We start from the raw sequence: 14,054 nt of genomic DNA, 5'->3' as shown, positions 1-14,054 counted from the left end.
AGCCACGCCCGTCCCTCCCAGGAGCCACCCATGCCCTCTCGTCGCCGCCGCGCCCTCGCGGCACTGACCGCCGCGCCTCTCGCCGTCGCCGGCCTCGCCGTCACCGCCCCGAGCGCCTCCGCCGCATCGCCAGACCTCGTCATCGCCGAGGCCTACGGAGGCGGCGGCAACTCCCGCGCCGTCTACCGCAGCGACTTCGTCGAGCTCGCCAACCGCGCGCAGGAGGACGTCGACCTCACCGGCTGGACCCTGCGCTACTACTCGGCGAGCGGCACCACGCCGCAGACGACTCCCCTGTCGGGCACGGTCGTCGCCGGCGGGCGCTACCTCGTCCAGCAGGCCGACGGCGCCAACTCCTCCCTGCCCGCGCTGCCGGCGCCCGACGCGACGGGCAGGGTCCCGATGTCCTCTTCCGGTGCCCGCGTCGAGGTCGTGCGCCCCGATGGTCAGGTCGCCGACCGGCTCGGCTGGGGCTCCGCCACGACGGCCGAAGGGGGCCCCGCCGACGCCACCGACAACGCCACCTCGGTGGCCCGCACGGACGTGTGCGTCGACACCGACAACAACGCCGCGGACTTCACGGTGGGCGCCCCGACCCCGCAGAACTCGTCGACCACCTCGGTCGTCTGCGCCCCCGACGACGGCGAGGAGCCGCCCGTCGACGAGCCCGAGACCATCGCCCAGATCCAGGGGCGCCACCACCTCTCCCCCTTCGACGGGTCCAAGGTCAACGACGTCGAGGGCGTCGTCACGGCCGTCTCGTCCTCCGGCTTCTGGCTGCAGAGCACGACGCCGGACGACGACGACGCGACCTCCGAGGCGGTCCTCGTCTACACGCGCTCGACGCCGACCGTCGCCGTCGGTGACACCGTGAGCGTCGACGGGGTCGTCGACGAGTTCCGCCCGGGCGGCTCCGGCGGGTGGGACAACCTCACGACGACCGAGATCGTCTCCCCCGTGGTCACCCAGACCGGCACCGGCGCCGTGCCCGAGGCGGTCGTCCTCGGTGAGGACCGCACCGCTCCCCAGCAGACGGTCGACGCCGAGGACCCCAAGAGCGTCGAGTACGCCGACGCGGCCTTCCGCCCCGACAGGGACGCCATCGACTTCTACGAGTCGATGGAGGGCATGCGGGTCGGCGTGCGCGACGCCCAGGTCGTCGGACCGACCGGCTACGAGATCCCCGTCGTCCCCGGGACCGGCGTCGAGGCGACCCGGTCGTCCGCCGGTGGTGTCGTCTACGGCGGCTACGACCAGCCCAATGCGATGCGAGTCCTCGTCGACGACGTGCTCCTGCCGAGCGGCTCGCTCCCCGACGCCGACGTCCGCGACCGGCTGCCGGGGCTCGTCGCCGGGCCGCTCGACTACTCCTTCGCCAACTTCAAGCTGCTCGCGACGCATGTCCCGACCGTCGAGGACGGCGGTCTCGAGCGCGAGGTGACGGGACGGCAGCACCCGCGCGAGCTGTCCGTGGCCTCCTTCAACGTCGAAAACCTGTCGCCGAGCAATGAGCAGAGCAAGTTCGACCGGCTCGCCGGCCAGATCGTCACCAACCTGCGCAGCCCCGACGTCATCGCCGTCGAGGAGGTCCAGGACAACAGCGGCCCGACCGACGACGGCACCGTCGACTCCTCGGCGACGACCGACCGGCTCATCGCCGCCATCGAGGCGCAGGGCGGCCCCCGCTACGAGGCCAACTGGGTCGACCCGCAGGACAAGGCCGACGGTGGTCAGCCGGGCGGCAACATCCGCAACGTGCTGCTCCACCGCACGGATCGCGACATCGACTTCATCGAGCGCAGCAGCGGCGCGGCCGACCGCGCGACCACGGTCGTCAAGGACAGGAAGGGCGCCCACCTCACCGAGTCGCCCGGCCGGATCGCACCCGCTTCGCAGGCCTTCGCCGACTCGCGCAAGCCTCTCATCGGTGAGTACCGCTTCCGTGGTGAGCGGGTCTTCGTCGCCGCCGTCCACTTCAGCTCGAAGGGGGGCGACGACCCGCTCTTCGGCCGCTGGCAGCAGCCGGTCCGCTCGAGCGAGGACGCCCGCCACGCCCAGGCACGAGAGGTCCGCGGCCTCGCCGACGACCTCCTGGCTGCCGACCCCGACGCCAAGCTCGTCGTCGCCGGTGACGTCAACGACTTCGAGTTCAGCCAGACGACGGACGTCCTCACCGACATCCTCGAGGGGTCCGGCACCCAGGCCCTCACCGACCTGCCGCGCACCCTGCCGGAGTCGGAGCGCTGGACCTACGTCTACGACGGCAACAGCCAGGTGCTCGACCACATCCTGCTCTCGCCCTCGCTCGCCACCCTCGAGGGCAAGGTCAACGGGCCGTGGCGCCCCGGGTACCCCGGCAAGGGTCACGGCAAGGGCAAGCGGCCGGCTTTCACCTACGACATCGTCCACACCAACTCCCCCTTCGCCGACCAGGACAGCGACCACGACCCGCAGGTCGTCCACCTCGACCTGAAGAAGTGAGCTGACCTCCCTTCGCCCACCGCGGCGTGCGACGGCCCCCGGATGATCTGCGGGGGCCGTTGCGTTGCATGATGAGCACACCGATCGACGAGGAGCCTGACGATGATGGAGTCCACCGGCCGCGACTACGCGGTGACCAAGAGCGACGAGCAGTGGCGCGAGGAGCTCTCGCCCGACGAGTTCTCCGTGCTGCGGGCCGCCGGGACCGAGCGGCCCTTCACCGGCGAGTACACCGACACCACGACCGAGGGCGTCTACGCCTGCCGCGCCTGCGGGTCCGAGCTCTTCACCTCCGAGACGAAGTTCGAGAGCCACTGCGGCTGGCCGAGCTTCTACACCCCGCTCGCCGAGGACCGGGTCGAGTACGTGCAGGACGACTCCCTGCCCGGCCGCCCGCGCGTCGAGGTCCGCTGCGCCAACTGCGGCAGCCACATGGGTCACGTCTTCGACGGCGAGGGCTACGAGACCCCGACCGACCAGCGCTACTGCATCAACTCGATCTCGATGACCCTGCGCCCCGCCCAGGGCTGAGGGGCTGGTACCTCACCCGCCCCACGATTTCCGGGTCACCCGATAATCCCCGGCTTCGCAAGAGTCTCGAACCCTTGCGAAGCCGGGGTTTGTCTTGCTCAGTGGTCACGCAGCGTTCGCGAGAGCCTCCGTGACGGCTCGCACGATTCGCTCGGGGTGGAAGAGATCTGCCCACACGACCCTGATGACGACATAGCCGCGTCGTCGGATCCGGTCCTCGCGCTTCTTTTCTCGGAAGAGCGCTTCCGGCCCGCCGTCGGTGTACTTCACCTTGCCGTCGAACTCGAGCAGGACGTTGGTGCCCTCGATGCCGAGGTCGACCCTGGCGATGAAGTCTCCGTCGACTTCCGCGATCCGCACTTGCGAGGTCACCGAGAACCCTGCGCCCAGCAAGATCACGCGAGTCACGCTCTCGCCCAACGACTCGGCGTCTTCGTCCGCCCACGCCAGGGCGCACCGCGCTCGCGAGCTGTGTGGCCACCGGGCGACGCGGGCAAAGGCCCGCTCGAGGTCGGCCCGCGTCACGGACTCTGCGTGCAGCGCGGCGTCGATGGAGGCAACTCCTGCGACGACTCCGTGGTCCATGCTCAGCTGCACGAGCGCGTCGGGTAGTGGCTGTCCCGGCCCCCACGGGGTCTTGGCCGGGGGGACGTGGGTAGGACGGAACCGCAGATGCCGTGTGCCGGCCTCTCGCATAATCGGACGGGCCCCGTCGACCGGCAGGAGCGGGACCTCGAACAACGGGATCCCGTGCGCGGCGACCGCCGTAGCCCCGGAGAGCATGGCGTCCGGGTAGAGGCGCAGTGCCGCCATCGCGATGAGGCGGCGGTCCTCCCCCTTCGTCCGTGGACCAGGGACCGTGTAGGCGCCTCGACACAGTCTCGCGATGACGCCTCGGCGAACTGCGGCGGTCAGGACCTCGTCCGTCACCCCGTGGCGCAACGCGTCCTGTCGCGTGAAGATGCCGTCGGGCATGGCGACGAGCTGGGCGAAGGGAGCACCGCTGACTTCTCTCATGCCACCAGCGTTGGCCGGCAGCCGCCGTAGCCCCGGAAGGACGATCGAACTTGTGGACCCCACCCCTCCAGGGAGCGAGGTTGTGGACGGAGCCACTCGACAAGACAAACCCCGGCTTCGCAAGGGTTTGGGACTCTTGCGAAGTCGGGGATTATCGGGTGACCCGGAAATCGTGAGGCAGGTGGGACCTCGCCCCGCGCCCAGGTCAGCGCAGGCCGGCGACGAGCGCCTCGACGCTCACCCGCGGGCCGGTGAAGAAGGGGATCTCCTCGCGCACGTGCAGGCGGGCCTTGGAGGCGCGCAGCTCACGCATGAGGTCGACGATGCGGTGCAGCTCGTCGGCCTCGAAGGCGAGGATCCACTCGTAGTCGCCGAGAGCGAAGGCCGGGATGGTGTTGGCCCGCACGTCCGGGTAGTCCTTGGCCATGGCGCCGTGCTCGGCGAGCATGAAGCGACGGTCCTTGTCATCGAGGACGTACCAGTCGTAGGACCGCACGAAGGGGTAGACGCACACGTAGTCGCGCGGCTCCTCCCCCGCCATGAAGGCCGGCACGTGGCTCCGGTTGAACTCCGCCTGCCGGTGCACCGCCGCGTTGGACCACACCGGGTCGAGGTGGGCGCCGAGTTCGGTGCGCAGCAGCCGCTTGTAGGCGTCCTGGAGCAGCTCGATGTCGTCGGCGTGCCACCACACGAGGATGTCGGCGTCGGCGCGCAGGCCGGCGACGTCGTAGACGCCGCGGATGCGCACGCCGCCCTCGGTGAGCTCGGCGAAGAGCGCCTCGACCTCCTGCGCGATCGCGTCGCGGTCGTCGTCGCCGACAGGGGTCACGAGCGCAAAGGCGGAAAACATCGCGTAGTGGACGCTGCTGTTGATCGCCTCGAGCTGCTCACGCGTGGGCTTGACGGGGGCGGGCCGGGTGGTCATCGAGGCTCCATTTCAGTGGTGGACGAAGGGGTCAGTGCGTCGAGGATCGTCGTGGCGGTCGTGGCCGCGCCGGTGAGCACCGCGCCGATGCCCACACCGTCGTAGGCGGCGCCGGTCACCTCGAGACCGGGCAGCTGCGCGACCGCGGAGCGCACCGCGGCGACCCGCCCAGTGTGCCCGAGGTCATACTGCGGCAGACCGCCGCCCCACCGCTGCACGTGCTGGTCGACGGGTGCGGGCAGCGGCGCGCCGACGGCGCTCGAGATCTCGGCGAGGGCGCCCCGGACGAGGTCGTCGTCGTCACGCTGGACGGAGGCGACCTCGCCGGCACGGCCAGCCGAGGCCCGCAGCAGCACGACATCGGTGCTCGCCTCCCGGACCCAGGCCCACTTCGACGCCGAAAAGGTGCTCGCCTTGATCGGTCGCCCGTCGACCGCCGGCACGAGGAAGCCGCTGCCCGGCAGGTCGGGCGTCTGGTCTGCCGGCAGCGCGACCGTCATCACCGCCATGGAGGCGTAGTCGATGCCGGCGAGCGCGGTGGCAGCCGTCGGGACGTGCCCGGCCAGCAGGCGGGAGGTCGGCGTGGCCGGGGTCGCGAGCACGACGACGTCGGCCTCGTGGGCGACCTCGGCGTTCGTCGCCCCGGCGATGACCCGCCACCCGGTGGGCGTGCGCTCCAGGCGCCGCACCATCGTCGAGTCGAGCAGCCGCGCCCCCGCGCCGACGAGCGCGTGGCGCAGTGCCTCGACGAGCGTGCCGATGCCCCCGCCCAGCCCCATGACCCGCGGCCGCGGTGTCGTCGTGGGCGTCGGCAGCAGCCCCGCCACGGCACGGTCCGCGGGCCCGCCCGCGGCCAGGGCCGCCCACAGCGCCGGCATCGTCGAGCGCAGCGAGAGCCGCTCCACCCGACCGGCGTAGACACCACCGAGCAGCGGCTCGACGACCCGGTCGACGACAGCGCGCCCCCACACCCGGCCGACCGCGTCGGCGACCGTCAGGTCCCCCTCGTCGAGGACGAAGGGAGCCGGCTGCGCGGCGCGGGCGGCCTCCCCTTCGTCGAGCAGGCCGGTGAGGTCGCTGCCCGGGCCGGGCACCCCCATGAAGGTGCGGCCGGGGACCGGCCAGCGCCGGCCGCGGGACCAGATGGCGGCGGGGACCGGCTCGGGGTGCACCACCTGCTCTGCCAGCCCGAGGTCGGTGAAGAGGTCACGGGCGGCGACGCTGCTGGCGACGACGGACTCCGCGCCGACGTCGACCATCACCCCACCGACGTCGTGCTGGCGCACCTTGCCGCCGAAGCGGTCGCCCCCGTCGAGCACGGTGATCTCGAGCCCGGGGTGACCCTGCAGCAGGTGGTGGGCGGTGGCGAGGCCGGCGAGCCCTCCCCCGACGACGACGACCCGGTGACCCATGGACCCAATTCTCCCACGAGGGAACCGATCGCCTCCCGCCGCCGTCAGACCCTTCGACGACGCCGGGAGGGGCCCGGCGCAGAGCAGGGAGTAAGGACCATGACCAGGACGCACATGAGGTGGGCCGCACTGCTCGCGGCCAGCGGGGTGGCCCTCGCCGGGTGCAGCGGCGGGGACCGCACGAGCAGCGACCACGCGCCGCAGACGCAGTCGACGACCGCTGCCTCCGAGCAGTCCGCCGGGGGCAGCGCCGAGCCGGGCTCGGCCCGGCAGGACTCCGACGACAGCAGCACGGACTCGAGCGGCAGCCAGGCGCCCACCGATGCCAAGGTCGCCCGGACCGTCAACCTCTCCATCACCGTCGACGACATCGACAAGGCCTCCGCCCAGGTGCGCTCGGCGGCACGCACGGCCGACGGCTACGTCTCCTCCGAGGACTCCCGCACCGCCACCTACCCCGGTGGACGCGCGTGGGCCGAGATCACCGTGACGGTCCCCGTGACGAAGCTGGACTCCACGACCACCGACCTGGCGGAGATCGGGGAGGTCACCAAGCGCAGCAGCAGCGCCGAGGACCTCACGACCCAGTACACCGACACCGCCGCGCGGGTGAAGACCAAGACCAAGGCCGTCGAGCGCCTGCGCAAGCTCATCGACAGCACCGAGGACCTCGACCAGATCGTCACCCTCGAGGACGAGCTCGCGACCCGCGAGGCCGATCTGGAGTCGATGACGAGTCAGCAGAAGGCCCTCGAGAAGCGCACGGCCACCGCCCCCATCACGGTCAGCCTGTCGACCGAGCGCCCCGAGGCCGACGACGAGCCCGAGGACGCGACCGGTTTCGTGGCCGGGCTCAAGGCGGGCTGGGGTGCCTTCACCGACTCGATGACGGTGGCGCTGACGGTGCTGGGCGCGGTCACTCCCTTCGCCGTCGTGCTCGCCGTGGTGCTGGCACCGCTCGGCTGGTGGCTGCGCCGCCGGCGCCGGACCGCGAGGGCGGCTACCGGGCGCTGACCTCGTGGACCAGCTCGACGACGCGGGTCAGGACGACCGGGTCGGTGTCGGGCAGGACCCCGTGGCCGAGGTTGAAGATGTGGCCGGGTGCGGCGCGTCCCTCGTCGAGGATGCGCCGCACCTCGCGCTCGACGACCTCCCACGGGGCGAAGAGCAACGCCGGGTCGAGGTTGCCCTGGACGGGCTGGTCGCCACCGACGCGGGCGATGGCGTCCGCGAGGTTGACGCGGTAGTCGACGCCGATGACCTCGGTGCCCGCACCGGCCATGTCGGTGAGCAACTCGCCCGTACCGACCCCGAAGTGGATGCGCGGGACCCCGGCGTCGGCGAGCGCGCCGAGCGTCGCGCGGCTGTGCGGCAGGACGTACTCGCGGTAGTCGGCGCGCGAGAGGAAGCCGGCCCAGCTGTCGAAGAGCTGGATCGCGCTCGCCCCCGCCTCCACCTGCACCTTGAGGAAGGCCGCGGAGATCTGCGACAGGCGGGTGCACAGGTCGTGCCACAGCTCGGGGTCGCCGTGCATGAGCGACTTGGTGAGCTCGTGGTTGCGGCTGGGACCCCCTTCGATGAGGTAGGACGCGAGGGTGAAGGGGGCGCCGGCGAAGCCGATGAGGGGCGTGCCCCCGAGCTCGAGGACGATCCGCCGGACCGACTCGGCGATGTCGGGGATCATGTCCGGCGTCAGCTCGGGGATGCGCTCGAGGTCCTCGCGGGAGGCGAAGGGCTCGTCGAGCACCGGGCCCACCCCAGGCTCGATGTCGATGTCGACCCCGGCCGCCTGGAGCGGCACGACGATGTCGGAGAAGAAGATGGCGCCGTCGACGCGGTGACGACGCACCGGCTGCAGGGTGATCTCGGTGACGAGGTCCGGCGTGCGACAGGCCTCGAGCATGTCCGTGCCACGACGGATCTCGCGGTACTCAGGGAGGGAGCGGCCGGCCTGCCGCATGAACCACACGGGGGTGTGCGGCACGGACTCACCGCGCGCGGCGCGGACGAGAGGACTGTGGGAGGGGTCGGCGGAGTTCGTCACGGCCGCATCCTCCCACGGGAGCATCGGCCGGCTTCGGCGTGCCCTCCCGCGCATATCACCCGCACGCACCTACTCTCGCTGGGTGGCCACCCGAGAGTTCTCCGAGGCGCAGTCTGCGGACTTCGCGCACGCCCTGCGCAGCCTGCACGAGGCGCGCCTGCGCCCCGAGGTGCGGCTGACCGAGGTCCCCGCTCCCTCCCGACTCGCCCCGCACTCCGTCGCGATGACGGCCGACATCGTCGACCCGAGCGACGACGAGGACATCGCCACGGGTCGCTTCGTCCTGCTGCACGACCCCTCGGAGCCCGAGCCGTGGTCCGGCGCCTGGCGGGTCGTGACCTTCGCCCGCGCCGAGCTCGAGGCCGAGGTGGCGAGCGACCCGATGCTCGGTGCCGTCGGCTGGTCGTGGCTGACCGATGCGCTCGAGTCGCACGGCATCGAGCCGATCAACCTCGCCGGGACGGTCACGCGCGTGGTGTCGGAGTCCTTCGGCGACCTCGACGACCGTGAGCCGGACGTCGACATGGAGATCCGCGCGTCGTGGACGCCCGCCGGCCCGGCCGTCGGGGTCCACCTCGAGGCCTGGGTCGACATGCTCGGCACCGTGGGTGGTCTGCCGCCCCTCCCCTCGGGGGTCGTGGCCCTGCCGGGGCGGCGCCGTTGAGCAGCACACCACCGGACGACACCGAGAGCGCACCGACCGCGGAGGAGCCCGCTCCCCTGCCCGTCCTGCGCGAGCCCGCGGACGGCGTGCCCGCCGTCATCACCGAGGAGTCCGAGCTCGACGCCTGCGCGGCAGCCATCGCCGAGGGGTACGGCCCGGTGGCGCTCGACGCCGAACGGGCCTCGGGCTACCGCTACGGCCAGGCCGCCTACCTCGTGCAGGTGCGCCGCGAGGGCGCGGGCACGTGGCTCATCGACCCCGTGGGCCTGCCCGACCTCACCCCCCTCGACCGGGCCATCGGCACCGGCGAGTGGATCCTCCACGCCGCGACGCAGGACCTGCCCTGCCTCGGCGACCTCGGGCTGCGACCCCGGCAGATCTTCGACACCGAGCTCGCGGCACGGCTGCTCGGCCTGCCTCGCGTCGGCCTCGCCGCCGTGATCGAGCACTACCTCGGCATCAGCCTGGCCAAGGAGCACTCGGCCGTCGACTGGTCCACCCGGCCGCTGCCCGAGCCGTGGCTGCGCTACGCCGCGCTCGACGTGGAGGTGCTCACCGAGGTGCGCAACCTCATGGGCATCGACCTGGCCGCGCAGGACAAGAGCGAGTGGGCTCGGCAGGAGTTCGAGGCGCTGCTGTCGTGGCGCCCCGCGGTCAAGGAGGACCCGTGGCGACGCACCTCCGGCCTGCACAAGATCCGCCAGCCGCGGGTCCTCGCGACGGTGCGTGAGCTCTGGTACGAGCGGGACCGGATCGCTCGCGACCGCGACACCTCGCCCGGCCGGGTCATCCCCGACACCGCACTCGTCGAGATCGCCCAGGCCAACCCGAGCGGACCGGGTGACCTGCCCCGCGGCCACCGGGCGATCCAGCGCAACCAGCGCGCCTGGCTCGACGCGGTCGCCCGCGCCCGCACGCTCCCCGACGCGGAGCTGCCGCCTGCGTCGGTCCGCTCGGACGGTCCCCCGCCCCAGCGGTCCTGGGCCAACCGTGACCCCCTCGCGGCCGAGCGGCTGACGCAGACCCGGGAGGCCCTCGGCGACTTCGCCGCCGAGCACACCATCCCCATCGAAAACGTCTGCTCCCCCGACCCCCTGCGCCGGGCCGTGTGGTCCCCGCCCGCCGAGCGCACCCCCGAGGCCTTCGCCGCGGCCCTCGCCGAGCACGGCGTGCGCCCCTGGCAGCGCGAGATCGTCGCCCCGATGCTCGCCGACGCCTTCGCCGCCCACCCCGACGCCTGACCTCCCTTCGAGACGGCCGCAGGCGGCCTCCTCAGGGAGCGGATGGGCGAGACGGCCGCAGGCGGCCTCCTCAGGGAGCGAGGGGGACGCCGCAGGCGGCCTCCTCAGAGAGCGGATGGGCGAGACGGCCGCAGGCGGCCTCCTCAGGGAGCGGGCCGGACGGGGAACGTGGGCGGGGTCACGCGAGGCGCATCTGTCGCAGGTGAGCAAGCGCTTAGTAGCCTCAGAGGTGTCGGGTGGAACCACCCGGCTGCTCCTGCACCACGACAGAGAGGCCCACCGTGCCCCGCACTTCACGTGAGGTCGTCTTCGTCGACGGCGTTCGCACGCCGTTCGGCAAGGCCGGGGAGAAGGGCATGTACGCCCAGACCCGCGCCGACGACCTGGTCATCAACTGCATCCGCGAGCTCATGCGCCGCCACCCCGAGCTGCCGCCGGAGCGGGTCGAAGAGGTCGCCATCGCCGCGACGACCCAGATCGGCGACCAGGGACTGACCCTGGGCCGCATGGCCTCGCTCCTCTCGGGCCTGCCCAACACCACCCCCGGCTACTCCGTCGACCGCATGTGCGCCGGCGCGATGACCGCGGTCACCAACATCGCCGGCGCCATCTCCTTCGGCTCCATCGACGTCGCCGTCGCCGGTGGCGTCGAGCACATGGGCCGTCACCCCATGGGTGAGGGCGTCGACCCCAACCCGCGCGTCGTCGCCGAAAAGCTCGTCGACCCCTCCGCGCTCGTCATGGGCAAGACGGCCGAAAACCTGCACGACCGCTACCCGACGCTCACCAAGGAGCGCTCGGACGAGTTCGCGGTCAACAGCCAGCGCAAGCTCGCCCAGGCCTACGAGGACGGCAAGATCCAGCCCGACCTCGTCCCGACCGCCACCCGTCACGCCGACAAGGGCTGGGGGCTGGCCACCGCCGACGAGCCGCCGCGCCCGCAGACGACGCTCGAGTCCCTCAAGGGCCTGAAGACCCCCTTCCGCCCGCACGGCAACGTCACCGCCGGCAATGCGGCCGGCCTCAACGACGGCGCGACGGCCTGCATCCTCGCGGCCGAGGAGACCGCGCACGAGCTCGGTCTGCCCGTCGGCATGCGCCTGGTCGAGTTCGCCTTCGTCGGCGTCGAGCCGGAGGTCATGGGTTACGGCCCGGTCCCCGCCGCCGAGAAGGCCCTGGCCAAGGCCGGCCTGACCATCGACGACATCGACCTCTTCGAGCTCAACGAGGCCTTCGCCGTGCAGGTGCTCGCCTTCCTCGAGCACTTCGGCATCGCCGACGACTCCGACAAGGTCAACCGCTACGGCGGTGCCATCGCGACCGGCCACCCGCTGGCCTCCTCCGGCGTGCGTCTGATGACCCAGCTGGCCCGCCAGTTCGCCGAGGACCCGAGCGTCCGCTACGGCATGACCGCCATGTGCATCGGCATCGGCATGGGTGGCGCCGTCATCTGGGAAAACCCGCACCACGCCGACTACGGCAAGGAGAACTGAGCATGAGCGAGCCCAAGCCCGAGGTCGTCACCCGCGCCCTCGTCCAGGACGTCCAGCTCCCCGCCGACGGCGGCACGCTGGCCCTCATCACGCTGGACAACGGCCACGACCACACCAAGCCCAACACCTTCGGCCTCGAGGGCATGGCCGGTCTGAGCGCCGCCGTCGAGACGCTGCAGCAGCGCGCGGAGGCCGGCGAGATCGTCGCCGTCGCCGTCACGGGCAAGCCCTTCATCTTCGCCGTCGGCGCCGACCTCTCCGGCGTCCCGGGCGTCGCCTCCCGTGAGCAGGCCCTCGAGATCGCCCGCGCCGGCCACGCCGCCTACGCGGCGGTCATGGACCTGCCGGTGCCGACCTTCGCCTTCGTCAACGGCGCGGCGATGGGCGGCGGCGTCGAGCTGTCGCTGGCCTGCGACTACCGCACGATGAGCAAGGCCGTGCCGGCCATCGCGCTGCCCGAGGTCTTCCTCGGTCTCGTGCCCGGCTGGGGCGGCTGCTACCTGCTCCCCCGCCTCGTCGGCCCGGAGAAGGCCCTCAAGGTCATCGTCGAGAACCCGCTCAACACCAACCGGATGCTGAACGGCCCGGCCGCGGCGAAGCTCGGCCTCGCCGACGCGCTCCTCGACGGGGCCGACTTCCTCGAGCAGTCGATCATCTGGGCGGCTGGAGTCCTCACCGGCGAGACGAAGGTCGAGCGCGAGCCGGTGAGCGACGACGCCGCCGTCTGGGAGGCCGCCGCCGCGGCCGCCACGCAGCTGGCCGACGCGAAGACCGCGGGGAAGTCCCCTTCGCCCTACCGGGCCATCGAGCTCGTCACGGCCGCGCGCACCGCTGAGCGCGACGCCGCCTTCGCCGCCGAGGACGAGGCCTTGGCTGACCTCCTCATGGGTGACGAGCTGCGCGCCGGCCTGTACTCCTTCGACCTCGTGCAGAAGCGCGCGAAGCGACCGGCGGGTGCCCCCGACAAGTCGCTGGCCCGCCCGGTCGGCAAGGTCGGCATCGTCGGCGCCGGTCTCATGGCCAGCCAGCTGGCGATGCTCTTCATCCGCTCGCTCAAGGTGCCGGTCATCATGACCGACCTCGACCAGGAGCGCGTGGACAAGGGCGTCGCCTACGTCCACGGCGAGATCGACAAGTCCCTCGCCAAGGGCAAGATCACGCAGGACAAGGCCAACCAGCTCAAGGCCCTCATCACCGGCTCCACGAGCAAGGAGGGCTTCGCCGACGCGGACTTCGTCATCGAGGCCGTCTTCGAGGAGCTGGGCGTCAAGAAGAAGGTCTGGGCCGAGGTCGAGCAGGTCGTCACGCCCGAGTGCGTGCTCGCCTCCAACACCTCGTCGCTGTCGATCACCGAGATGGCGTCAGACCTGGAGCACCCGGAGCGGGTCGTGGGCTTCCACTTCTTCAACCCGGTGGCCGTCATGCCGCTGCTCGAGATCATCCCGGGCGAGCGGACGGACGACGCGGCGCTCGCGACGGCCTTCGCCACCGGCAAGGGCCTGAAGAAGACCTGCATCCTCGTCAAGGACAGCCCCTCCTTCATCGCCAACCGACTGCTCGGCCGCTTCATGGGCGAGTTCTCCAAGATCGTCGACGAGGGCACTCCGGTCGAGGTCGCAAACGAGGGCATCGCGGGCCTGGCCCCCATGCCGCCGCTGGTCCTCGTCGGGCTCGTCGGCCCGGCGATCGCGCTGCACAACAGCGAGACGCTGCACCGTGAGCTCGGCGAGCGCTTCTACGTCTCGCCCAACCTCAAGGCGCTCGTCGAGGCCGGCAAGCGCTCCTACGACGACGAGGGTGTGGCCGAACTGCTCACCGCCCCCGAGTCGCCGGTCGAGCTCACCGCCCAGCAGGTCCGCGAGCGGGTCCTCGGCGTCCTCGCCGAGGAGGTGCGCACGATGCTCGACGACGGTGTCGCACAAGCCCCGATGGACATCGACCTCGCGATGATCACCGGCGCCGGCTTCCAGTTCTGGAACGGTGGCCTCACGCCGCTCCTGGACCGTGAGGGCGTCTCGGAGAAGGTCACCGGGCAGCGCTTCCTGCCGAAGGGTGTGGCCAGCGTCCCGGCCTGATGCGTTGGCAGCATGACGAGGCCTGACCGGCTTCCGGCATGTCGAAGGGGAGGTCCCGACGACGACCTTCGCTTCTCGTGGTCCTCGCAACTCCTGCGTCTAAGGAGTTGCGAGGACCACGGTCGTTCGACGTGACGAAGGGCCGAGGGGCCTGACGGTGACCAGCGACGC

General features: G+C 71.9%; 11 protein-coding genes. 7 read left to right on the top strand and 4 right to left on the bottom strand.

Translation table 11 applies throughout. The features are described from left to right. The first annotated feature begins 30 nt into the window (after positions 1 to 30). Together AB4Y78_RS04655 and msrB are read left to right on the top strand one after the other, a co-directional pair. Entirely contained in the window at positions 31 to 2,481 is a 2,451-nt protein-coding gene (locus tag AB4Y78_RS04655; RefSeq protein WP_441713094.1) for a lamin tail domain-containing protein, read from the top strand. Between the two features lie 105 nt (positions 2,482 to 2,586). Continuing rightward, positions 2,587 to 3,012 carry a peptide-methionine (R)-S-oxide reductase MsrB gene (gene msrB, locus AB4Y78_RS04650; RefSeq protein ID WP_441713261.1) on the top strand — a complete coding sequence of 142 codons (426 nt, stop codon included), beginning with the start codon at positions 2,587 to 2,589 and terminating at the stop codon, positions 3,010 to 3,012. A 105-nt stretch (positions 3,013 to 3,117) separates the two neighbouring features. Here the strand turns inward: msrB and AB4Y78_RS04645 are convergent, their stop codons facing one another. From AB4Y78_RS04645 to hemG, 3 genes are all read right to left on the bottom strand, one after another. Continuing rightward, positions 3,118 to 4,029, bottom strand: a complete 912-nt coding sequence (locus tag AB4Y78_RS04645; protein ID WP_441713093.1) for a type IV toxin-antitoxin system AbiEi family antitoxin domain-containing protein — start codon at positions 4,027 to 4,029, stop codon at positions 3,118 to 3,120. Between the two features lie 205 nt (positions 4,030 to 4,234). Beyond that, complete coding sequence (gene hemQ / locus AB4Y78_RS04640) at positions 4,235 to 4,954, bottom strand: hydrogen peroxide-dependent heme synthase (protein ID WP_265229375.1); 720 nt, start codon at positions 4,952 to 4,954, stop codon at positions 4,235 to 4,237. Beyond that, a complete protein-coding gene (gene hemG, locus AB4Y78_RS04635) occupies positions 4,951 to 6,366 on the bottom strand; it encodes a protoporphyrinogen oxidase (RefSeq protein WP_441736892.1) in 1,416 nt (471 codons plus the stop codon). Before hemG ends, hemQ begins: the two co-directional genes overlap by 4 nt. A gap of 99 nt (positions 6,367 to 6,465) precedes the next feature. Here hemG and AB4Y78_RS04630 point away from each other — a divergent pair, with 99 nt between their 5' ends. Then, entirely contained in the window at positions 6,466 to 7,380 is a 915-nt protein-coding gene (locus tag AB4Y78_RS04630; RefSeq protein ID WP_441715062.1) for a DUF4349 domain-containing protein, read from the top strand. Here the strand turns inward: AB4Y78_RS04630 and hemE are convergent. After that, positions 7,367 to 8,434 carry a uroporphyrinogen decarboxylase gene (hemE, locus tag AB4Y78_RS04625; protein WP_282071252.1) on the bottom strand — a complete coding sequence of 356 codons (1,068 nt, stop codon included), beginning with the start codon at positions 8,432 to 8,434 and terminating at the stop codon, positions 7,367 to 7,369. The genes AB4Y78_RS04630 and hemE overlap by 14 nt on opposite strands. A gap of 58 nt (positions 8,435 to 8,492) precedes the next feature. On the opposite strand from hemE, the gene AB4Y78_RS04620 reads away from it, so the two are divergent. The 4 genes from AB4Y78_RS04620 to AB4Y78_RS04605 all read left to right on the top strand — a co-directional run bounded on the left by AB4Y78_RS04620 (position 8,493) and on the right by AB4Y78_RS04605 (position 13,883). Then, positions 8,493 to 9,074 (top strand): DUF3000 domain-containing protein, encoded by a 582-nt coding sequence (locus tag AB4Y78_RS04620; protein ID WP_007925433.1) that lies wholly within the window; start codon positions 8,493 to 8,495, stop codon positions 9,072 to 9,074. Beyond that, positions 9,071 to 10,315 carry an HRDC domain-containing protein gene (locus AB4Y78_RS04615; RefSeq protein WP_128277120.1) on the top strand — a complete coding sequence of 415 codons (1,245 nt, stop codon included), beginning with the start codon at positions 9,071 to 9,073 and terminating at the stop codon, positions 10,313 to 10,315. Before AB4Y78_RS04620 ends, AB4Y78_RS04615 begins: the two co-directional genes overlap by 4 nt. Before the next feature lie 281 nt (positions 10,316 to 10,596). Then, positions 10,597 to 11,808 carry a thiolase family protein gene (locus AB4Y78_RS04610; RefSeq protein ID WP_040880764.1) on the top strand — a complete coding sequence of 404 codons (1,212 nt, stop codon included), beginning with the start codon at positions 10,597 to 10,599 and terminating at the stop codon, positions 11,806 to 11,808. A 2-nt stretch (positions 11,809 to 11,810) separates the two neighbouring features. Next, the gene (locus AB4Y78_RS04605) at positions 11,811 to 13,883 is read left to right on the top strand and encodes a 3-hydroxyacyl-CoA dehydrogenase NAD-binding domain-containing protein (RefSeq protein WP_007925446.1); all 2,073 of its coding nucleotides are present in this window, start codon (positions 11,811 to 11,813) and stop codon (positions 13,881 to 13,883) included. Positions 13,884 to 14,054: the final 171 nt, after the last annotated feature.

Source organism: Janibacter sp. RAF52 (genome assembly GCF_052114035.1).
Lineage (GTDB): Bacteria > Actinomycetota > Actinomycetes > Actinomycetales > Dermatophilaceae > Janibacter > Janibacter hoylei.
The sequence above is the reverse complement of the archived record's forward strand: the minus strand, read 5'-3'. Positions and strand labels throughout refer to the sequence as shown.